Origin of the sequence: Burkholderia sp. AU31624 (assembly GCF_020420065.1) — a bacterium.
Taxonomy (GTDB): Bacteria; Pseudomonadota; Gammaproteobacteria; order Burkholderiales; family Burkholderiaceae; genus Burkholderia.
This window is the reverse complement of the sequence record NZ_JAIZRT010000003.1, coordinates 529,756-549,999: the sequence shown is the minus strand read 5'-3', so window position 1 is coordinate 549,999 and position 20,244 is coordinate 529,756. Positions and strand designations below refer to the sequence as shown.

18 protein-coding genes are annotated in these 20,244 nt (G+C 67.0%); 13 read left to right on the top strand and 5 right to left on the bottom strand.

Annotation, left to right across the window (positions count from 1 at the left end):
- Positions 1 to 52: 52 nt before the first annotated feature.
- The 3 genes from LGM89_RS12825 to LGM89_RS12815 all read left to right on the top strand — a co-directional run bounded on the left by LGM89_RS12825 (position 53) and on the right by LGM89_RS12815 (position 2,681).
- Positions 53 to 826, top strand: a complete 774-nt coding sequence (locus LGM89_RS12825) for a class II aldolase/adducin family protein (protein ID WP_089495632.1) — start codon at positions 53 to 55, stop codon at positions 824 to 826.
- 368 nt (positions 827 to 1,194) lie between these two features.
- Entirely contained in the window at positions 1,195 to 1,629 is a 435-nt protein-coding gene (locus LGM89_RS12820; RefSeq protein WP_046544429.1) for a CHRD domain-containing protein, read from the top strand.
- 89 nt (positions 1,630 to 1,718) lie between these two features.
- Positions 1,719 to 2,681 (top strand): alpha/beta hydrolase, encoded by a 963-nt coding sequence (locus LGM89_RS12815; protein WP_226273154.1) that lies wholly within the window; start codon positions 1,719 to 1,721, stop codon positions 2,679 to 2,681.
- On the opposite strand, the gene LGM89_RS12810 is transcribed toward LGM89_RS12815, so the two are convergent.
- Positions 2,651 to 3,493, bottom strand: a complete 843-nt coding sequence (locus LGM89_RS12810) for an EcsC family protein (RefSeq protein WP_089495630.1) — start codon at positions 3,491 to 3,493, stop codon at positions 2,651 to 2,653. The two genes, LGM89_RS12815 and LGM89_RS12810, sit on opposite strands and share 31 nt — an antisense overlap.
- A 107-nt stretch (positions 3,494 to 3,600) precedes the next feature.
- On the opposite strand from LGM89_RS12810, the gene LGM89_RS12805 reads away from it, so the two are divergent.
- Complete coding sequence (locus LGM89_RS12805) at positions 3,601 to 5,196, top strand: MDR family MFS transporter (RefSeq protein WP_089495629.1); 1,596 nt, start codon at positions 3,601 to 3,603, stop codon at positions 5,194 to 5,196.
- Between the two features lie 26 nt (positions 5,197 to 5,222).
- Entirely contained in the window at positions 5,223 to 5,669 is a 447-nt protein-coding gene (locus LGM89_RS12800) for a MarR family winged helix-turn-helix transcriptional regulator (RefSeq protein WP_089456909.1), read from the top strand.
- Between the two features lie 80 nt (positions 5,670 to 5,749).
- Here LGM89_RS12800 and LGM89_RS12795 read toward each other — a convergent pair whose 3' ends face one another.
- Together LGM89_RS12795 and LGM89_RS12790 are read right to left on the bottom strand one after the other, a co-directional pair.
- Positions 5,750 to 6,331 carry a DJ-1/PfpI family protein gene (locus tag LGM89_RS12795; RefSeq protein ID WP_021161332.1) on the bottom strand — a complete coding sequence of 194 codons (582 nt, stop codon included), beginning with the start codon at positions 6,329 to 6,331 and terminating at the stop codon, positions 5,750 to 5,752.
- Between the two features lie 166 nt (positions 6,332 to 6,497).
- On the bottom strand, positions 6,498 to 7,778 hold the full coding sequence (locus LGM89_RS12790; protein ID WP_226206808.1) for an amino acid deaminase: 1,281 nt from the start codon (positions 7,776 to 7,778) through the stop codon (positions 6,498 to 6,500).
- A gap of 132 nt (positions 7,779 to 7,910) precedes the next feature.
- On the opposite strand from LGM89_RS12790, the gene LGM89_RS12785 reads away from it, so the two are divergent.
- The 4 genes from LGM89_RS12785 to LGM89_RS12770 all read left to right on the top strand — a co-directional run bounded on the left by LGM89_RS12785 (position 7,911) and on the right by LGM89_RS12770 (position 11,438).
- Positions 7,911 to 8,849 carry a MurR/RpiR family transcriptional regulator gene (locus tag LGM89_RS12785; protein ID WP_089495627.1) on the top strand — a complete coding sequence of 313 codons (939 nt, stop codon included), beginning with the start codon at positions 7,911 to 7,913 and terminating at the stop codon, positions 8,847 to 8,849.
- A 2-nt stretch (positions 8,850 to 8,851) separates the two neighbouring features.
- A complete protein-coding gene (locus tag LGM89_RS12780; RefSeq protein WP_226273153.1) occupies positions 8,852 to 10,333 on the top strand; it encodes an N-acyl-D-amino-acid deacylase family protein in 1,482 nt (493 codons plus the stop codon).
- Between the two features lie 124 nt (positions 10,334 to 10,457).
- Entirely contained in the window at positions 10,458 to 10,844 is a 387-nt protein-coding gene (locus LGM89_RS12775; RefSeq protein WP_011353171.1) for a RidA family protein, read from the top strand.
- 174 nt (positions 10,845 to 11,018) lie between these two features.
- On the top strand, positions 11,019 to 11,438 hold the full coding sequence (locus LGM89_RS12770; protein ID WP_089495625.1) for a bleomycin resistance protein: 420 nt from the start codon (positions 11,019 to 11,021) through the stop codon (positions 11,436 to 11,438).
- A 110-nt stretch (positions 11,439 to 11,548) separates the two neighbouring features.
- On the opposite strand, the gene queF is transcribed toward LGM89_RS12770, so the two are convergent.
- Both queF and ilvA read right to left on the bottom strand, forming a co-directional pair.
- A complete protein-coding gene (gene queF, locus LGM89_RS12765) occupies positions 11,549 to 12,373 on the bottom strand; it encodes an NADPH-dependent 7-cyano-7-deazaguanine reductase QueF (protein ID WP_089495624.1) in 825 nt (274 codons plus the stop codon).
- An 11-nt stretch (positions 12,374 to 12,384) separates the two neighbouring features.
- On the bottom strand, positions 12,385 to 13,908 hold the full coding sequence (gene ilvA / locus LGM89_RS12760) for a threonine ammonia-lyase, biosynthetic (RefSeq protein WP_089495623.1): 1,524 nt from the start codon (positions 13,906 to 13,908) through the stop codon (positions 12,385 to 12,387).
- Between the two features lie 573 nt (positions 13,909 to 14,481).
- Here ilvA and LGM89_RS12755 point away from each other — a divergent pair.
- From LGM89_RS12755 to ubiE, 4 genes are all read left to right on the top strand, one after another.
- A complete protein-coding gene (locus tag LGM89_RS12755) occupies positions 14,482 to 18,507 on the top strand; it encodes a DUF3683 domain-containing protein (protein WP_226273152.1) in 4,026 nt (1,341 codons plus the stop codon).
- Positions 18,508 to 18,592: 85 nt separating this feature from the next.
- Positions 18,593 to 19,036 (top strand): HIT family protein, encoded by a 444-nt coding sequence (locus tag LGM89_RS12750; RefSeq protein ID WP_089426308.1) that lies wholly within the window; start codon positions 18,593 to 18,595, stop codon positions 19,034 to 19,036.
- On the top strand, positions 19,033 to 19,446 hold the full coding sequence (locus LGM89_RS12745) for a gamma-butyrobetaine hydroxylase-like domain-containing protein (RefSeq protein WP_089426307.1): 414 nt from the start codon (positions 19,033 to 19,035) through the stop codon (positions 19,444 to 19,446). Before LGM89_RS12750 ends, LGM89_RS12745 begins: the two co-directional genes overlap by 4 nt.
- A gap of 53 nt (positions 19,447 to 19,499) precedes the next feature.
- Positions 19,500 to 20,231 (top strand): bifunctional demethylmenaquinone methyltransferase/2-methoxy-6-polyprenyl-1,4-benzoquinol methylase UbiE, encoded by a 732-nt coding sequence (gene ubiE / locus LGM89_RS12740; protein ID WP_039360112.1) that lies wholly within the window; start codon positions 19,500 to 19,502, stop codon positions 20,229 to 20,231.
- The last annotated feature ends 13 nt before the right edge of the window (positions 20,232 to 20,244 follow it).

The following is a 20,244-nucleotide window of genomic DNA, read 5'->3' as shown; positions in this document are numbered from 1 at the left end:
GCCGGGCGGCTGCGCCACGCGTGCCGCGCACACCCGCAACCGGAGTTCCCCCATGCAACGTGTCCCGAACCAGCCGTTCACGCGTCCCGCCCGTTTCTCCGAAGCCGAATGGCAAGCGCGGGTGCAGCTCGCGGCCGCCTACCGCATCTTCGATCACCTCGGCTGGACCGAGCTGATCTACAACCATATCTCGCTGCGCGTGCCGGGCGAGGATGGTCATTTCCTGATCAACCCGTTCGGGCTCCATTACCGCGAGGTTTGCGCGTCGAACCTCGTGAAGATCGACATCGACGGCAACGTGATCGGTCATTCCGACTGGCCGATCAACCCGGCCGGCTTCACGTTCCACAGCGCGATCCATGCGGCGCTGCCCGATGCGCACTGCGTGATGCACGTGCACACGACGCCGACGATGGCCGTGTGCTGTTCGCGCGACGGGCTGTCGTTCTCCAATTTCTATTCGGCGCAGCTGTACGGGAAGATCGCGTATCACGACTTCGAGGGCATCACCGTGCATCTCGAAGAGGGGCGGCGCATCGTCGAGAGCGCCGGCTGGCGGCCGGTGCTGCTGTTGCGCAACCATGGGCCCGTGACGATCGGCGCGACGCTCGCGCAGACCTTCTCGCTGATGTGGCTGCTCAATCGTGCATGTGAGGTGCAGGTCGCCACGCATGCGATCGGCGACGCGCTGCCGATCGCGCCGCCGGTGCTCGAAGGGTGTGTGCGCGATTCGCTGAATTTCGATCCGAAGCATGGCGCGGGGCAGGACGCGTTCGACGCGCTGCAGCGGATCGTCGATCGCATCGATCCGGGCTATCGCGCGTGACGTGAAGCGGTGCGCTCGCTTCGTCGTGCCTGATACGGGGTGAACCGGATCCGACGGCGGCGTGCGCAAAAAAAAACGCGGCCGGGCGGCCGCGTGAATACTCGCAGACTCCTTCGGACGAAGGAAACAAGCAACTGTGAGACGAAGTGTAGCGAAAGGCTACGCGCCGATTCAGTCACCTGGCTGCAAAGGTCCATTCCAGGTTGATGCAGACTGATGCGCCGTGCGTCGCGTGAGCGGGTCGGCCGGGCGCGGTGCGGCGATTCGCTGCATGGCCGTTCGGTGGACTCCCGGAGCGGCGGCGATCGACTACCATCCTATCTGGCGCCCCCGCTCGGGCGGCGTACAACGTCGTACAAGGAGAGTCCATGCTCAAGCTGCGTTTGCTCCAGGTCGCGTTACTCGCGGGCGTGCTCGCCGCCGGCAGCGCCGCCGCCGAAACGGTGCGCCTGTCCGCCAATCTCCAGCCGTCGAGTGAGGTGCCGCCCACGGCGACCAAGGGCTCGGGCGACGTCGAAGCCACCTACGACACGGCCACGCACATGCTGCAGTGGAAGGTCACTTACGAACACCTCACGGGGCCGGCCACCGCCGCGCACTTCCACGGGCCGGCGCCGGTCGGCCAGAACGCGGGCGTGCAGGTGCCGATTCCGAAGGAGGAGCTGGCGAGCCCGATCAAGGGCTCGAAGGAACTCACCGACGCGCAAGTCACCGACCTGATGGGCGGCAAATGGTATTTCAACGTCCATACGAAGGAGCACCCGGCCGGCGAGATCCGCGGCCAGGTGATGCCGGCGAACTGAGCGCCGGCGTTTAATGTAGAGGCACCTGTCGAGCGGTGCGGGAGCGATCGCACGTACCATCGTCACACTGTGATTACGGAGTGCGTCCGATGAGTTGGCAAAGCAAGTTCGCCTGCTGGCTGCTGCGCTGGCAGTTTCGTCCCGAGACCACGCGTGAGGTACTCGATCCCGCTCGCGCACGGCGCTTTACCGACTTGAGAATGTATGTGCCGCGCCGTGCGCCGTCGGGCTACCGGCTGCGCCAGTGTTACGGCGTGGCCGATGCGCCGCTGCGCGGCGAATGGCTCGAACGCACCGACTCGGTTGCGGGCCGCGGCCCCGGCCGCACGCTGCTGTACTTCCACGGCGGCGGCTATTACTTCTGTTCGACGAAGACCCACCGTCCGCTCGTGTTCGGCCTGACGAAGCGCGCGGGCGTGCGCTCGTTCTCGCTCGACTACCGGCTGGCGCCCGAGAACCGCTTCCCGGCCGCGCTCGACGATGCGCTGGCCGCGTACCGGCAACTGCTGGCGCTCGGCACGCCGCCCGAGTCGATCGTGTTCGGCGGCGATTCGGCGGGCGGCGGCCTCGCGCTTGCGACGCTCGTCGCGCTGCGCGACCGCGGCGAGCCGCTGCCGGCCGGCGCGATCCTGTTCTCGCCGTGGACCGACCTCGCCGCCACCGGCGCGACGCTGCGCACGAACGACGGCGCCGATCCGATGTTCGCGGGCGCGGCGCTGCCGAAGGCCGCGAAGCTGTACCTGGGCGACGAGCCGGGCACGAATCCGTACGCATCGCCGCTCTATGCGGATTTCGCGGGCCTGCCGCCGCTGTATATCCAGGTCGGCAGCACCGAGGTGCTGCTCGACGATTCACGCCGCGTCGCCGAGAAGGCGAAGGCGGCCGGGGTCGGGGTGGAGATCGAGGTGTGGCCCGACATGCCGCACGTGTGGCAGCTGTACGCGCCGATGGTGCCGGAAGCACGTGACGCGCTCGACCGCGCGGCCGCGTTCCTGCGCCGCGTCGCGGTCGAGCGTGCGGTTCAGCGTGCCGGCGAGGCGTCGATCGCCTGATAGGCGGCCTTGACGGCCACCGAGCCGTACTTGCGCTCGAGCCGGCGCACGGTGAAGTGGCCGTGCGCCATCTGCTGGAAGTGGTCGATGAACAGCGTATTGACGGTCGCGCCGAGCACGGCGCCGATCGCCGGAATCGACTTCGCGGCCATCTGCTCGGTCACCTGCACCGAAAAGCGCGACGCCACCGTCTGCACGAGCTTGAACACGGCCGCCGAGCTGTGCGCGGCGATGCCCTTCGTCGTGATGTCGGACGACGCCTTCGAGATCGCCTGCGCGAGCGCGCCGCGCAGCACGAAATAGCCGAGATCGGCGTCCTCTTCCTGCTTGTCCGGGTTGCCGCCCATGCCGAGCACGGCCAGGCATTGCAACTGCGTATCGACCGAGCTCAGGTCTTCGCCCTCGCTGCGCGCGATGTCGCACACCGAGCGGAAGATCAGCGTCGTCGTCACCGGCAGCTCGACCGGCAGCGCGAGAAAGCCGAACGCGCCGCCCGCCGCGCCGGTCGTCGCCACCGCGAGCTTGTGCAGCAGGTTGCTCGGCTTGTCGGGCTCGGCGTCGGGCCCGGGCGGCTTGCCGAGCGTGCGCAGTGCGATGTTCAGGCACTTGCGCAGCGCGAGCTGCGTCGCGTCGTTGATCTTGCCGGTCGCGAAATCCGGCAGCCGGGCGATCATTTTCTCGACCGGCGCGCCGAGCATGCCCGTCAGCTTCATCGTCAGCGACGGGCTTTCCAGCACCTGCTTCGCGCGCCACAGCGCGTCCCGATCCTCCTGGGACAGCGTGGTCGCGGGGGTGATTGAAATCGGTTCCATCTTTCTCCTTGGCGGTCTGGTTCTGTTTGACCGTCGCCAGCCTAGATTACTCCGGCATGCTAGAATTTTGAGATTGCTTGACTCGTCAAAAGTTGCGCCAACAAAAAATGGCCGTCCATACTGCCGCCCACCATTCGAGCGGGCAAGTCCTGCCGTTCCGTGAATCGCTGCTGGCGATGATCGGGATCTCATTCGTCACCATGCTGGTCGCGCTCGACCAGACCGTCGTCGGCACCGCGCTGCCGACCATCGTCGCCGAGCTTCGCGGTTTCGACCTGTACGCGTGGGTCGCGACCTCGTACCTGCTCAGTTCCGTGATCACGGTGCCGATCTTCGGCCGGCTCGGCGACTACTACGGCCGCAAGCCGTTCGTCATCGCGTCGATCGTCGTGTTCACCGGTGCGTCCGTGCTGTGCGGGATGGCGAACGACATGCTGATGCTCGTGCTCGCGCGCGGGCTGCAGGGGATCGGCGGCGGGATGTTGGTCGGCACCGCGTTCGCGTGCATTCCCGACCTGTTCCCCGATTCCGTCGTGCGGCTGCGCTGGCAGGTGCTGATGAGCTCCGCGTTCGGCATCGCGAACGCGGTCGGCCCGTCGCTCGGCGGCGTGCTGACCCAGTCGTTCGGCTGGCGTTCGGTGTTCTACGTGAACCTGCCGGTCGGCCTGCTGTCGCTGCTGTTCGTGTGGCGTTACCTGCCGCACCTGCGCCACGTCGAGCACGATCGCAAGATGCGGCTCGACTGGCCGGGCGCGCTGCTGATCGCGCTGTCGCTCGGCGCGCTGCAGCTGTTCGTCGAATGGCTGCCGAAGTACGGCGTTGCGAGCTGGGCGTCGCTGCTGCTCGTCGTCGCGGTCGCGGCCGGTTTCGGCCTGTGGCACTGGGAGAAGCGTTGCGCGCAGCCGATCTTGCCGTTCGACATGTTCGGCAACCGCGCGCTGTCGGCACTCTTCGTGCTGGCGATCCTCGCCGGTTTCTCGATGTTCTCGTTGCTGTTCTACGCGCCGCTGCTGTTCCAGGGCGGGTTCGGGATGTCGCCGAAGGAGGCGGGGCTCGTGATCACGCCGCTCGTCGTGTTCATCACGATCGGCAGCATCATGAACGGCCGGGTCGTCACGCGCATCCGCAACCCGAACGCGATGCTGCACGTCGGCTTCGTGCTGTTCGCGATCACCTGCGCGGGCATCGTCGTGTCGACCCACACGACGCCGAAGTGGCTGCTGATGGCGCTGATGGTCGCGGGCGGCATCGGGCTCGGCTTCGTGCTGCCGAACCTCACCGTCTTCGCGCAGCAGACGGCCGGCCGCGAGCATCTCGGTATCGCCACGGCGTTGCTGCAGTCGCTGCGGATGGTTGGCGGGATGGTCGGCACCGCGCTCACCGGCACGCTCGTCAACCAGATGTATTCGAGCGGCGTGCGCAATGCGCTGTCGGCCGACCATGCGATGCAATGGCATGCGCAGCTCGCCGATCCGCAGATCCTGATCGATCGGGCCGCGCAGGGCGGTCTCGTCGCGGAGCTGACGCGCGCCGGGCATAATGGCGCGCTGCTGCTGGAAGCGGCCCGCGAATCGCTCGTCGGCGCGATTCACCTGGGCGTCGCGATGGCGGCGGTCGTCGCCGTGGTGTCGGTGTGGCAGTGCCGCCGCGTGCCGCCGATCGCGCTGCGGCACAAGATCGAACCGCATGTCGCGGCCGACTGAACGATTGAACGAGTAGAACTGAGCGCATGGAAGAACAGGACCGCGTCGCGATCTTGCAGCAATTCGGACGCACGTATCGCGCATTCATGACCGCGTTCGAGGCGCACGTCGGGCAACCGATGCCGCGCTGGCGCATCATGGTCGCGTTGCACACGATGGGCGGGCATTCGTCGCAGAAGAAGCTCGTCGAAGTGCTGCGCGTCGATCCCGGCGCGCTCACGCGCCAGTTGAAGTCGCTCGACGCGCTCGGCTGGATCCAGCGCGAATCCGACGCACGCGACAATCGCGTGACCAACGTGACGCTGACGGACGACGGCCGCGCCGCGTTCGACGCGTGCCTGCCGCGCCGCAAGGCGTTTCTCGAACAGACGATGGCGCAATTGCCGGACGACGTGCTGACTGCGCTGTCGGGTGCGCTGGCGATGCTGGAGTCGCGGATCGCGGACGTCGGCTCGACGCCGGTCGCGCGCTGAAGCGCGGGGCAGGGCGGCGCGCGTCCGCCGCCGGCCCGGCCCTTCATCTCATCTCAATTCACTTTCGGTCGGAAGCGGGTTCAAAGCTCGATGCGCGTGCCCAGCAGCGCGAGGAACTGCGCGAGCCACGCCGGATGCGCGGGCCACGCGGGCGCGGTGACGAACGGCGCGTCGGTCACGGCCGCGTCGACCGGGATGTCCGCGTATTCGCCGCCGGCGAGCTTCACCTCGGGCGCGCAGGCCGGGTAGGCCGAGATGCGCTTGCCGCGAATCACGTCGGCGGCCGCGAGCAGTTGCGCCGCGTGGCAGATCGCGGCGATCGGCTTGCCGGCTTCGGCGAACTCGCGCACGAGCGAGATCACCTTCGGATCGAGTCGCAGGTATTCGGGCGCGCGGCCGCCCGCGATCGCGAGCGCGTCGTAGCGCGATGCGTCGACGTCGTCGAACGCCGCGTTCAGCGTGAACTGGTGGCCGGGCTTCTCGGTGTAGGTCTGGTCGCCCTCGAAATCGTGGATCGCGGTCTTGATCTTGTCGCCCGCGCGCTTGCCCGGGCAGACTGCATCGACGTGGTGGCCGACGGCCTGCAGCGCCTGGAACGGCACCATCGTTTCGTAGTCTTCGGCGAAATCGCCGGTCAGGAACAGGATCTTCTTCGCGGCCATGGCTTTCTCCAGTGGAGCTGCGTTGAGGGCCCGCGCGACAGGCAAGTGCCACGCCCGCGTGGGGCCCCGAGGACGAAAGCGCAGTGTACTCCGGCCGCTTGAAGCGCGCGTGACGGCCGCCCCGCGCGAGCGGCGGGGCGGTGGTGCACGTTGTGCGCGACGGGCGTCAGAAGAAGGTTTCGACGACTTCCGTCACGCTGAACTGCGGATCGAGCACGAGCACCTGGCGCCACTTGTCGAACGTCAGGCACGGGTGCGAGATGTCGAACGCGACCATGTCGCCCACTTTCACGTCCGCGCCCGGCGGGATCTGCAGGTACGCGTGCTGGTCCATCATCCCGGTGACGGCCCAGCCTTCGGTGGCGGCGACGTCGCGCGGCGCGGTGTCGCGGCCCGGGCGGAAGTGGCGCGCCGGCTCCGGCAGCCCCGCGTCGAACGCCGCGTCGCGCTTGCCGAGCGCGACGATCGCGCGGTCCGCCTCCGGCACCGACTGCACGTAGGCCCACAGTTGCAGCGCGGGCAGCAGCCCTTCGCCCATCGTGCGTGCGATTGGGTTGCGCGCGAACACGTCGGTCTGCGCCTTCTTGTAGATGCCGACATCGTGCGTCAGGTAGCAGCCTGGACGCAGCACGACTTCCGCGAAGCCAGCGTTCGACGCCTTCGCGAATTCCTCCGCGACCACGTCGTACCACGCCGAACCGGCGCCGGACAGGATCGCCGGCGTACGCGCGAAGCGGCCGGCTTCGGCCAGCTCGCGCGTGAGCGCGACCGCTTCCTGCAGGAACGTGCGGATCTCGCCTTCTTCCTTCAGCACGCCTTCGTAGAGTTCGATACCGGCCAGCTTCAGCGTGTCCGGATAGCGCGCGATCGCGGCGAGCACGGCCTCGCGTTGCGCGGCGTCGCGCACGCCCGCGCGGCCGCCCGGCACGCCGAGCTCGAGCAGCACGTTCAGCGGCTTCTTCAGCGCACCGAAGAAGCGGCCGAGCTGGTCGACGCTCTCCGCCGAATCGACGAGACAGAAGAATTCGAAATCGGGATCGGACAACAGCCCGGCGATGATCGTCATGTTCTGGCGGCCGACCAGCTGGTTCGCGAGCAGCACGCGGCGCACGCCGCCGTGATACGCGGCCTGCGTCTGGTGCGCGGTCGCGAGCGTGATGCCCCACGCGCCGGCGTCGAGCTGGCGGCGGAACAGTTGCGGCGCCATCGTCGTCTTGCCGTGCGGCGCGAACTTGACGCCGTACTTCTGGACGAAGGCCTGCATCCAGTTCAGGTTGTGTTCGATGCGATCCTCGTAAAGCACGGCGGCCGGCAGGCTGACGTCTTCCTCAAGCAGGTTCCACTCGAGGCGGCCTGCGTCGCCGAGCGGCACGCTCGCGCTGGGCAGATTGCCGAGGCCCTTGCCGAACGGATCGATCGTCGCTTCCTGATAGTTTGTAACTTTCATGTCATCCCGCTCCATCATCACTATGCATTGCACTGAAGTTGACACGCCGATGGTACAGAAAGTAGCATCGGCGCGGTGATGTTATTTAGTAACATCGAGCCTCGCACCCTCGAGCTTCGCCCCTTTTTGCAGATGAATACGCCCGCCACCCCGTCCGCCCCGCTCGCAGCCGAGCTTCATCCGGCGCCGGCCGCTCCGCCGGTGCTCGACATCGTCGCGCGGATCGCCGAATGTGCGCCCGAGCTGCGCGAAGCCGAGCGCAAGGTCGCCGCGTTCATCCTCGCCGACCTGGCGCGCGCCGCGCATGCCAGCATCGGCGCGCTGGCACGCGACGCGGAGGTCAGCGTCGCGACGGTCACGCGTTTCGCGAAGGCGGTCGGCTGCCGCGACGTGCGCGAACTGAAGGTGCTCGTCGCGCAGGCGGCGGCCGTCGGCCAGCGTTTTCTGGTGCCGTCCGACGACACGCCGGCCGACGATACGAGCCCCGCGTCGATGGTCTACGACGAGATCCGCGTCGCGCTCGCGCACAACCATCAGTTGCTGCGCAACACGTCGTTCGACGCAGCCGCCGACCTGCTCGCCGCCGCGAAGATGACCTACGTGTACGGCCAGGGCGGCGGCTCGACCGCGCTCGCCGACGAGCTGCGCTTCCGGCTCGTGCGCTTCGGCCGGCCGGTCGCGAGCTACCAGGACAGCGTGCTGCAGCGGATGGTGGCCGCGACGCTGTCGCGCGACACCGTCGTCGTCGCGCTGTCGGTGAGCGGGCGCGTGCCCGAGCTGCTCGAAAGCTGCCGGCTCGCGAAGCGCTACGGCGCGAAGCTGATCGCGATCACCGCGCCGGCGTCGCCGCTCGCGAAGCTGGCCGACCACCTGATCCCGGTCGTCGCGTTCGAAACCGATTTCATTTACAAGCCGTCGACATCGCGTTACGCGATGATGATGGCGATCGACGTGCTCGTCACCGGAGTCGCATTGCGGCTCGGCGATGCGGGCCGAGAATCGCTGCGTCGCATCAAGCATGCGCTCGATGCGCATCGCGGCGGCGGAGACCGTCAACCGGTAGGAGACTGACCATGCATTCGCATCCCGAAGCCGCCGATACGCTGATCGTCGGCGCGCAGCTTTACGACGGTACCGGCGCGCCGCCCGTCACGCGCGACGTCGCGATCCGCAACGGCATGATCGCGGCGATCGGCAACCTGTCGAACTGGCTTGCTGAAAATGTCGTCGATGCGAACGGCCGCGCGCTCGCGCCGGGCTTCGTCGACGTGCACACGCACGACGACACGCACGTGATCCGCGCACCGGAGATGATTCCGAAGATCTCGCAGGGCGTGACGACCGTGATCGTCGGCAACTGCGGGATCAGCGCGTCGCCGGTGACGCTCGCGGGCGATCCGCCCGATCCGATGAACCTCCTCGGCGAGCGCGGCGCGTTCCAGTACCCGACCTTCGCCGACTACGTCGCGGCCGTGAACGACGCGCGTCCGGCCGTAAACGTCGCGGCGCTCGTCGGCCACACGGCGCTGCGCAACAACCAGATGGACCGCCTCGACCGCGCGGCGACCGACGGCGAGATCGCCGGCATGCGCGCGCAGCTCGAGGAGGCGCTCGCGAACGGTGCGCTCGGCCTGTCGTCGGGCCTCGCGTACGGTTCCGCGTTCGCGGCGCCGGCCGAAGAGGTGATGGCGCTCGCCGAGCCGCTCGCGAATGCGGGCGCGCTGTACACCACGCACATGCGCACCGAGTTCGACGCGATCCTCGATGCGATGGAAGAGGCGTACCAGGTCGGCCGCCATGCGCGCGTGCCGGTCGTGATCTCGCACCTGAAGTGCGCGGGCCCGTCGAACTGGGGCCGCAGCACCGAGGTGCTCGCGTCGCTCGAAGGCGCGCGCCGCTACCAGCCGGTCGGCTGCGACTGCTATCCGTATAGCCGCAGCTCGTCGACGCTCGACCTGAAGCAGGTGACGGGCGACATCGACATCACGATCACGTGGTCGGAGCCGCACCCGGAAGTGGCGGGCAAGCTGCTGAAGGCGATCGCGGCCGAGTGGGGTGTGACCGAGCAGGAGGCCGCGCAGCGCATCCGCCCGGCGGGCGCCGTGTACCACAACATGTCCGAGGAGGACGTGCGCCGGATCCTGTCGCATCCCGCGACGATGGTCGGCTCCGACGGCCTGCCGAACGATCCGCTGCCGCATCCGCGGCTGTGGGGCGCGTTCCCGCGCGTGCTCGGCCACTACGTGCGCGACACGAACCTGCTGCCGCTCGAGGAGGCGATCCGCAAGATGACGTCGCTGTCCGCGCGCCGCTACGGGATCGCGCGGCGTGGCGAGGTGCATGTGGGCTACCACGCGGATCTCGTGCTGTTCGACCCGGCGAGCGTGATCGATGCCGCGACGTTCGAGAAGCCGCAGCAGCCCGCGCACGGGATCGACGCCGTGTGGGTGAACGGCGTGCTCACTTATGAAAACGGCCAGCCGACCGGCGAGCGCGCCGGCGGCTTCGTCGCGCGCGGCGAGCGCGTGCCGGCGAGTGCCGACGCCGCGTTCTGAACGCGGTGGTTGTCCGATCTGCCGCGCGCGCCGTCGTCGGTGCGCGCATCCGTAACCGTGCGTTGCATGGGGCCGGAGCAGGCGCTGAAGCGCCGGCTCCGGCCGACAAACAAGGAGAGAAACGATGAAGCGATATGGCGTAGGCGAAGCGAAGGGCACGGGCGGCCAGGTGATGCCGTTCGCACGCGCGGTCGAGGCCGACGGCTGGCTGTACGTGTCGGGCCAGACGCCGATGGTGAACGGCGAGGTTGTCGAAGGCGGCATCGTCACGCAGTCGAAGCAGACGATCGAAAACGTGATCGCGATCCTGAAGGAAGCCGGTTACGGCCTCGAGCACGTCGTGCGCTGCGGCGTGTGGCTCGACGATGCGCGCGATTTCGCGTCGTTCAACAAGGTGTTCATTTCGTACTTCGGCGAGCATCCGCCGGCACGCGCGTGCGTGCAGTCGAGCATGGTCATCGACTGCAAGGTCGAGGTCGACTGCATCGCGTACAAGGCGCCGGCGAAGTAACGCCGCCACGGCGAGCCGCTACGCAACGGGCCCGGCGCATTCACGTGCGCCGGGCCCGTTTTTCATGTGCAGGGCACCGGTCGACTGGCCGATGGCGCCTCCGAGGCCACAACCGCCGCAACGCATCCCGTCCGTTCATGTAATGTGCCGCATGACCTTATGGGGAGGACATGCATGGAATGGGCTGCGCTGGTGCCGGAGCTGATCTGCTCGGACCTTGCCGGAAGCGTTCGCTTCTATCGTGACGTGCTCGGATTCCGGATCCGCTTCGAGCGTCCGGAAGACGGTTTCGCCTATCTCGAGATCGGGGGCGCGCAGTTGATGCTCGAGCAGTACAGCCCGGAGAGCTGGCTGACCGGCCCGCTGGAGCCTCCGCTCGGGCGCGGGATCAACTTTCAGATCGAGGTCGATTCGCTCGATCCCATCCTCGACAGGATTCATGCCGCGGGCGTGACGCTGTTCGTCGAGCCGCGCACGTCCTGGTATCGGGAGGACGAGATCGAGCATGGCCAGATCGAGATGCTTGTGCAGGATCCCGACGGCTACTTGTTGCGCCTGGTGGAGATTCTTCCGGAGCGGCCGGCGAGTGGATGAGGGCTGTCCGCGCGCCTCTACACATTGAAAAACAGCCCGGCCGGGCTGTTTTTGTCTGGGTTGGTCACCGCGCGTCGCCAACTTCGAACCGCGGCGGCCGCCCGCCGCCGTTACTGCCGCGCATTACGCGCGTTATCCGGCATCGGCTGGTTGTAGTTGGTGCGGAACGGATTGATGTCGAGCCCGCCGCGGCGCGTATAGCGCGCATACACCGCGAGCTTCACCGGTTTGCATGCGTGCAGGATGTCGAGGAAGATCCGCTCGACGCACTGCTCGTGAAAGCCCGTGTGGTTGCGGAACGAGATGATGTAGCGCAGCAGGCCCGCGTGGTCGATCTGCGGCCCGACGTAGTGGATCTGCACGCTGCCCCAGTCGGGCTGGCCGGTGACGGGGCAGTTCGAGCGCAGCAGGTCGGACACGAGCGTTTCCTCGACCGGCGCTTCGTCTTCAGCGGCCGACAGCAGCGACGGATCGGGTTCGTACACGTCGGTGTCGAGGTCGAGCCGGTCGAGCGACAGCCCGTCGAGCTCGTCCATCTCGAGCTTGCCGAAATCGTGCGGCGACACGAGCTGCACGGAGACGGTCGCGCCGCACGCGGCCGACACGTCGCGCTTCAGCACGTCGCGCACTGCGTCGATCGAATCGAACTTCGTCTGCGCGAACGAGCCGAGATACAGCTTGAACGACTTCGATTCGACGATGTTAGGCGATTCGGCCGGCACGTAGAACGTCGCCACCGCGATCTGCGGCTTGCCGCGCGCGTTGAGCCACGACAGCTCGTAGGCGTTCCAGATGTCGGTGCCGAAGAACGGCAGCGCCGACTTGATGCCGAGCTGCTCGCGCGCGCCGGCGCGCGGGATTGGGAACAGCAGCGACGCGTCGTACTGGGCGGCGTAGACGGTGGCCTTGCCGAGCGGGGAATGTTCGGGATTCATGCGTGACGCCTTTACGACAGGAAGAGGCGGTAAGCCGGGTTGGCGCTCTCCTCGACATACGGATAGCCGAGTGCCGCGAGGAAGCGTTCGAATTCGGCGCGATCGGCCTGCGGCACCTGCAGCCCCACGAGGATCGAGCTGTAGTCCGCGCCCTGGTTGCGGTAGTGGAACAGGCTGATGTTCCAGTCCGGCGCCATCGACGACAGGAACTTCATCAGCGCGCCCGGGCGCTCCGGGAATTCGAAGCGGAACAGGCGCTCGTCGAGCGCGAGCGGCGAGCGGCCGCCCACCATGTAGCGGATGTGTTCCTTCGACAGCTCGTCGTGCGTCAGGTCGACGCTCTTGAAGCCATGCGATTCGAAGTTCGCGGCGATCTCGGCCGATTCGCCGCGGCGCTTGATCTGCACGCCGACGAAGATGTGCGCGGCCTGCGCATCGGCGATCCGGTAGTTGAACTCGGTGACGTTGCGGTCGCCGACGAGCGAGCAGAAGCGCTTGAAGCTGCCGCGCTCCTCGGGGATCGTGACCGCGAACACGGCTTCGCGCGCTTCACCCACTTCCGCACGCTCGGCGACGAAGCGCATCCGGTCGAAGTTCATGTTCGCGCCGGACGTGACCGCGACGAGCGTCTCGTTCTCGATGCCTTCACGTTCCGCGTAGAGCTTCGCGCCCGCGACCGCGAGCGCGCCGGACGGCTCGAGCACGCTGCGCGTATCTTGGAATACGTCCTTGATCGCCGCGCACAGTGCGTCGGTGTTCACCGTCACGACGCCGTCGAGGTATTCGCTGCAGAGCCGGAAGGTTTCCTCACCGACCAGCTTCACGGCGGTGCCGTCCGCGAACAGGCCGACCTCGCTCAGCTCGACACGCTTGCCGGCTTCCAGCGACTGCGCCATCGCGCACGAATCCTCGGCCTGCACGCCGATCACCTTGATCTCCGGGCGCACCGCCTTCACGTAGGCCGCGACGCCGGACGCGAGCCCGCCGCCGCCGATCGGCACGAAGATCGCGTGGATCGGGCCCTGGTGCTGGCGCAGGATTTCCATCGCGATCGTGCCCTGACCGGCGATCACGTACGGATCGTCGAACGGGTGGACGAACGTGAGGCCGCGCTCTTCCTGCACCTTGACCGCGTGTGCATACGCGTCGCTATAAGACTCACCGGCCTGGATCACCTCGACGCTCGGGCCACCGTGCGCACGCACCGCATCGACCTTCACCTGCGGCGTCGTGACGGGCACGACGATCACGGCCTTGACGCCCATCCGGGCCGCCGAGAACGCGACACCCTGCGCGTGATTGCCGGCCGACGCCGTAATCACGCCGCGCGCGAGTGCTTCCGCCGGAATGTGCGCCATCTTGTTGTACGCGCCGCGCAGCTTGAACGAGAACACCGGCTGGTTGTCCTCGCGCTTCAGGTAGACGGCGTTGCGCAGGCGGGCCGACAGGTTGCGGGCGGATTCGAGTTCCGTCTCGATCGCGACGTCGTAGACGCGCGCGGTGAGGATTTTCTTCAGGTAATCGTGGGATGCCATGGGCGCTCGCGTGCAGTGCGGAAAGCAGACGGTAAAGGATCAATGATAGCGCCAAGGGTCTGCCTGCACGCAAGCGGCATGCCGAGCCGGTGTTCGCGGGGCCGTGCAGGCGGGGCGTCGGCGCGCGCGCGGCCTTTTTTACCGGCTTAACCGCACGGTTACCGACCGGACGGACGGCGAATGATCGCGCGAAATCGCGCCGAGCCAGGCCTGGCGCGGCTTGCGGGGATAGCCCCACGACCTGTCCGACGTGTCACGCGTGGCCCGATCATGGGTTAGAATTCCGTTTTGAATCAAGGATCGGAAGATGCAGAGGCACCCTCGGATCGCACCGTTGAAGCCGACGCCGCGCGCAGCCAGCCCCGCGGCCGAACGGCATGCGCGCCGCGCGCGATCGTGCTGATCGTTCCGAGTGCCGCCAGGCCCTGTCGCCGGCCAGGAGGGGCGAGTCGCCCGCTCCGGCCCCATGAAGGACAGCCGCGCGCCTGGTAACAGAACAGATTTCCCCAAGATTGCGCCTACGCGCTTGCCGACGCCCGTGCACGGTGTATCGGCCCTCCGAGTCGTCCGAACATGAACGCACCACAAGTTTTCGATCCGCATGGCGCGGCCGCCGCCGTCGCCGCCGACCCCGCGCCCCGATTGCGCGAGATTCCCTACAACTACACGTCCTTCTCGGATCGCGAGATCGTGATCCGCCTGCTCGGCGAAGAGGCGTGGTCGGTGCTCGACGAACTGCGCGCCGAGCGCCGTACGGGCCGCTCGGCACGGATGCTGTATGAAGTGCTCGGCGACATCTGGGTCGTGCGCCGCAACCCGTACCTGCAGGACGACCTGCTCGACAACCCGAAGCGCCGCGCGCTGCTGATCGAGGCGCTGAACCACCGCCTCACCGAAATCGGCAAGCGCCGCAGCGCGGACCTCACCGAGCACCGCGACGACGCGGGCCGCGAACGTGCGTCGCGCGTCGAGATGCTCGAAACCGCCGCGCAGCGGGCGGTCAACGAGTTCGCCGACGAATTCGAGAAGATGGCCGACCTGCGCCGCCGCGCAACGAAAGCGCTCGGCCGCTGCACGCAGAAGGACAACATCCGTTTCGACGGGCTGTCGCGCGTGTCGCACGTGACCGACGCGACCGACTGGCGTGTCGAATACCCGTTCGTCGTGCTGACCCCCGATAGCGAAGCCGAGATCGCCGGCCTCATCAAGGCCTGCTTCGAGCTCGGCCTGACCGTGATCCCGCGTGGCGGCGGCACTGGCTACACGGGCGGCGCGGTGCCGCTCACGCCGTTCTCCGCCGTCATCAACACCGAAAAGCTCGAACAACTCGGCGCGGTCGAGCTGACCGAGCTGCCGGGTGTCGCGCACAAGGTGCCGACGATCTTCTCCGGCGCGGGCGTCGTCACGCGCCGCGTGACCGAGGCGGCGGAAGCGGCCGGCTACGTGTTCGCGGTCGATCCGACCTCGCTCGACGCATCGTGCATCGGCGGCAACGTCGCGATGAACGCGGGCGGCAAGAAAGCCGTGCTGTGGGGCACCGCGCTCGACAACCTGGCCTGGTGGCGGATGGTCGATCCGGACGGCAACTGGCTCGAAGTCACGCGCCACGAGCACAACCAGGGCAAGATCCACGACATCGCGGTCGCGCGTTTCGAGCTGAAGTGGTTCGACGGCGCCTACGCGCCGGGCGAGAAGCTGCTGAAGAGCGAGATGCTCGAGATCGAAGGCCGCCGGTTCCGCAAGGAAGGGCTCGGCAAGGACGTGACCGACAAGTTCCTCGCCGGCCTGCCGGGCGTGCAGAAGGAAGGCTGCGACGGGCTCATCACGTCCGCGCGCTGGGTGCTGCACAAGATGCCCGCGCACACGCGCACCGTCTGCCTCGAATTCTTCGGCCAGGCGCGCGAGGCGATCCCGAGCATCGTCGAGATCAAGGATTACCTGTTCGAAACGTCGAAGCAGGGCGGCGCGATCCTCGCGGGCCTCGAGCACCTCGACGAGCGCTACCTGCGCGCGGTCGGCTACGCGACCAAGAGCAAGCGCAATGCGTTCCCCAAGATGGTGCTGATCGGCGACATCGTCGGCGACGATGCCGATGCGGTTGCGCACGCCACGTCCGAGGTGATCCGGATGGCGAACGGCAAGAGCGGCGAAGGCTTCGTCGCGGTCAGCGCGGAGGCGCGCAAGCGCTTCTGGCTCGACCGCAGCCGCACGGCCGCGATCGCGAAGCACACGAACGCGTTCAAGATCAACGAAGACGTCGTGATCCCGCTGAACCGGATGGGCGAGTACACCGACGGCATCGAGCGGATCAACATCGAGCTGTCGCTGAAGAACAAGCTGCAGCTCGTCGACGCGCTGGAAGCGTTTTTCCGTGCCGGCAACCTGCCGCTCGGCAAGACCGACGACGCGAACGAGATCCCGAGCGCCGAACTGCTCGAAGACCGGGTCCAGCAGGCGCTGGAGCTGCTCAAGCGCGTGCGTGCCCGCTGGGAATTCGTGCGCGACCGGCTCGACCAGCCGCTGCGCGAGGCGCAGCACTACCTCGTGCAGCTCGGCTACGAGGCGCTTGCCGAGAAGTTCGCCGATCGCGCGGACGATCAGCCGGGCGCGACCGTGTTCCACATCACGCAGGACCGCACGGTCCGCATCTCGTGGAAGCAGGAGATCCGCGCCGAACTACGCGCGATCTTCAACGGCGGCGCGTTCAAGCAGATCCTCGACGAGGCGCAGGCGATCCACAAGCAGGTGCTGCGCGGCCGCGTGTTCGTCGCGCTGCACATGCACGCGGGCGACGGCAACGTCCACACCAACCTGCCGGTCAACTCCGACAACTACGAGATGCTGCAGGACGCCCACGCGGCGGTCGCACGCATCATGACGCTCGCGCGTTCGCTCGACGGCGTGATTTCCGGCGAGCACGGCATCGGCATCACGAAGCTCGAGTTCCTGACCGACGACGAGATCGCCGAATTCCGCGCGTACAAGCAGCGCGTCGACCCGAACGGCCGCTTCAACAAAGGCAAACTGCTCGAAGGCGCCGATCTGCGCAACGCGTATACGCCGAGCTTCGGGCTGATGGGGTACGAGTCGCTGATCATGAAGCAGTCCGACATCGGCGCGATCGCCGATTCGGTGAAGGACTGCCTGCGCTGCGGCAAATGCAAGCCGGTGTGCGCGACGCACGTGCCGCGCGCGAACCTGCTGTACAGCCCGCGCAACAAGATCCTCGCAACCTCGCTGCTGGTCGAGGCGTTCCTGTACGAGGAGCAGACCCGCCGCGGCGTGTCGATCAAGCACTGGGACGAGTTCAACGACGTGGCCGACCACTGCACGGTGTGCCACAAGTGCGCGACGCCGTGCCCGGTGAAGATCGACTTCGGCGACGTCACGATGAACATGCGCAACCTGTTGCGCAAGATGGGCAAGAAGAAGTTCAACGCCGGCAATGCGGCGGGCATGTTCTTCCTGAACGCGACCAATCCGCAGACGATCAACGTCGCGCGCAGCGTGATGATGGGCGCCGGCTACAAGGTGCAGCGCTTCGCGAACGACATGCTGAAGAAGGTCGTGACGAAGCAGACGCAGCACCCGCCGGCGACGGTCGGCAAGCCGCCCGTGGTCGAGCAGGTGATCCACTTCGTCAACAAGAAGATGCCGGGCAACCTGCCGAAGAAGACGGCGCGCGCGCTGCTCGACATCGAGGACAACAAGATCGTGCCGATCATCCGCAATCCGAAGTCGACCACCGTCGATTCGGAAGCGGTGTTCTACTTCCCGGGCTGTGGCTCCGAGCGCCTGTTCTCGCAGGTCGGGCTGGCCACGCAGGCGATGCTGTGGGAAGCCGGCGTGCAGACGGTGTTGCCGCCGGGCTACCTGTGCTGCGGCTATCCGCAGCGCGGCTCGGGCCAGTACGACAAGGCCGAGAAGATCGTCACCGACAACCGCGTGCTGTTCCACCGGGTCGCGAACACGCTGAACTACCTCGACATCAAGACGGTGGTCGTGTCGTGCGGCACCTGCTATGACCAGCTCGCCGGCTACGAATTCGACAAGATCTTCCCGGGCTGCCGGATCATCGACATCCACGAGTTCCTGCTCGAGAAGGGGGTGAAGCTCGATGGCGTGACGGGCACGCGCTACATGTATCACGACCCGTGCCACACGCCGATCAAGACGATGGACCCGGTGAAGCTCGTCAACGAGCTGATGGGCGCCGAGAAGGACGGCTACAAGATCGAGAAGAACGATCGCTGCTGCGGCGAATCGGGCACGCTCGCGGTCACGCGCCCGGACATTTCGACGCAGGTCCGCTTCCGCAAGGAAGAGGAGATCCGCAAGGGGGCCGCGAAGCTGCGCAGCATCCCGGTCGTGGCCGGCAACGCGCCCGGGTCGGCCGCCGCGGCCGCGAACGGCCCGGACGTGAAGATCCTGACGAGCTGCCCGTCGTGCCTGCAGGGCCTGTCGCGCTACAGCGAGGACGCGAACCTCGAAGCCGACTACATCGTGGTCGAAATCGCGCGCCAGGTGCTCGGCGAGAACTGGATGGCCGATTATGTCGCACGTGCGAACAATGGCGGGATCGAGCGCGTGCTGGTCTAATGCGGGCATGACGACCGCCCGACCGGGCCAGGAATGAGCGGGCGCCGGCGCAGCAATGCCGGCGCCCGTCCACATGGGAGCGACGATGGAATGCGTGTTTTGCCGTGAAGACGGCGGCGAAGTGCTCTGGCAGGACGATGCGGTGCGTGTCGTCCTCGCGACGGGCGAGCACGACTACCCGGGCTTCTGCCGGGTAATCTGGGGCGCGCACGTGGCCGAATTCTCCGATCTCGGCGAACCGGAGCGGGCACACCTGATGCGCGTGGTCTACGCGGTCGAGCGGGCCGTGCGCCGCGTGATGCAGCCGAACAAGGTGAATCTCGCGAGCCTCGGCAACATGGTGCCGCACGTGCACTGGCACGTGATCCCGCGCTTTTCCAACGACGCACACTTCCCGCAGCCCGTATGGGCGCCGCGCCAGCGCAGCGTGTCCGAGGCGCTGCTGCGCTCGCGCGCAGCGCAGGCCTCGCTGCTGCACAATGCGGTGCGCGAGGAAATTCAACGCATGACCGATTCGAGGCAGCCATGAGCGGTTTGACTTCCACGACGCCGATTCCGTCCGGCGTCGTCGTGCACGCGGTATCGCGCGTGCTCGAATTGCAGTACCCGAACGGCGACAGTTTCCGGATTCCGTTCGAGCTGATGCGCGTGTATTCGCCGTCGGCCGAGGTGCGCGGCCACGGGCCCGGCCAGGAGACGCTGCAGACGGGCAAGCGCGAAGTGACGATCACCGCGCTCGAGGGCGTCGGCCACTACGCGCTGCAGCCGACGTTCTCCGACGGCCATTCGACCGGTATCTACTCGTGGGACCTGCTGTACGAGCTGGCCACGCAGCAGGACGCGCTGTGGCGCGACTATTTCGACAAACTGAAGGCGGCGGGCGTCGAGCGCGATGCCCCGATGCCGGCGGCGAACGCGTCGCACGGCCACTGCCACTGAAATTCGACGGCGCCCGCTCGGCGCCGTCTTGCCATTTACTGAGGATCAACGCGATGAGCAAAACCCACTTCGGCTTCGAAAGCGTCGAGGAAAACGAAAAGGCGAAGAAAGTGGCGGGTGTGTTCCATTCGGTCGCGAGCAACTACGATCTGATGAACGACCTGATGTCGGCGGGCATGCACCGCGCGTGGAAGGCGTTCACGATCGCGCAGGCGAACGTGCGCCCCGGCTTCAAGGTACTCGACCTTGCGGCCGGCACCGGCGACCTGACCCGGTCGTTCGCGAAGGCGGCCGGGCCGACGGGCGAGGTCTGGCACACGGACATCAACGAATCGATGCTGCGCGTCGGCCGAGACCGGCTGCTCGACAAGGGCATCGTGACGCCGTCGCTGCTGTGCGACGCGGAGAAAATTCCCTTTCCGGACAACTACTTCGATGTGGTCACGGTCGCGTTCGGGCTGCGCAACATGACGCACAAGGATGCCGCGCTGGCCGAGATGCGCCGTGTGACGAAACCCGGCGGCCGCGTGATGGTGCTGGAATTCTCGAAAGTCTGGGATCCGCTGAAAAAAGCGTACGATCTGTATTCTTTCAAAGTATTACCGTGGCTTGGCGACAAGTTCGCGAAAGATGCTGAAAGTTACCGGTATCTTGCCGAATCTATCCGGATGCACCCCGATCAGGACACACTGAAGACGATGATGGAACAAGCGGGCCTCGATGCCGTCAAATATTACAATTTGTCAGGTGGCGTGGTAGCTTTACACATGGGAGCCAAGTATTAAGGGGCTCTTTCCA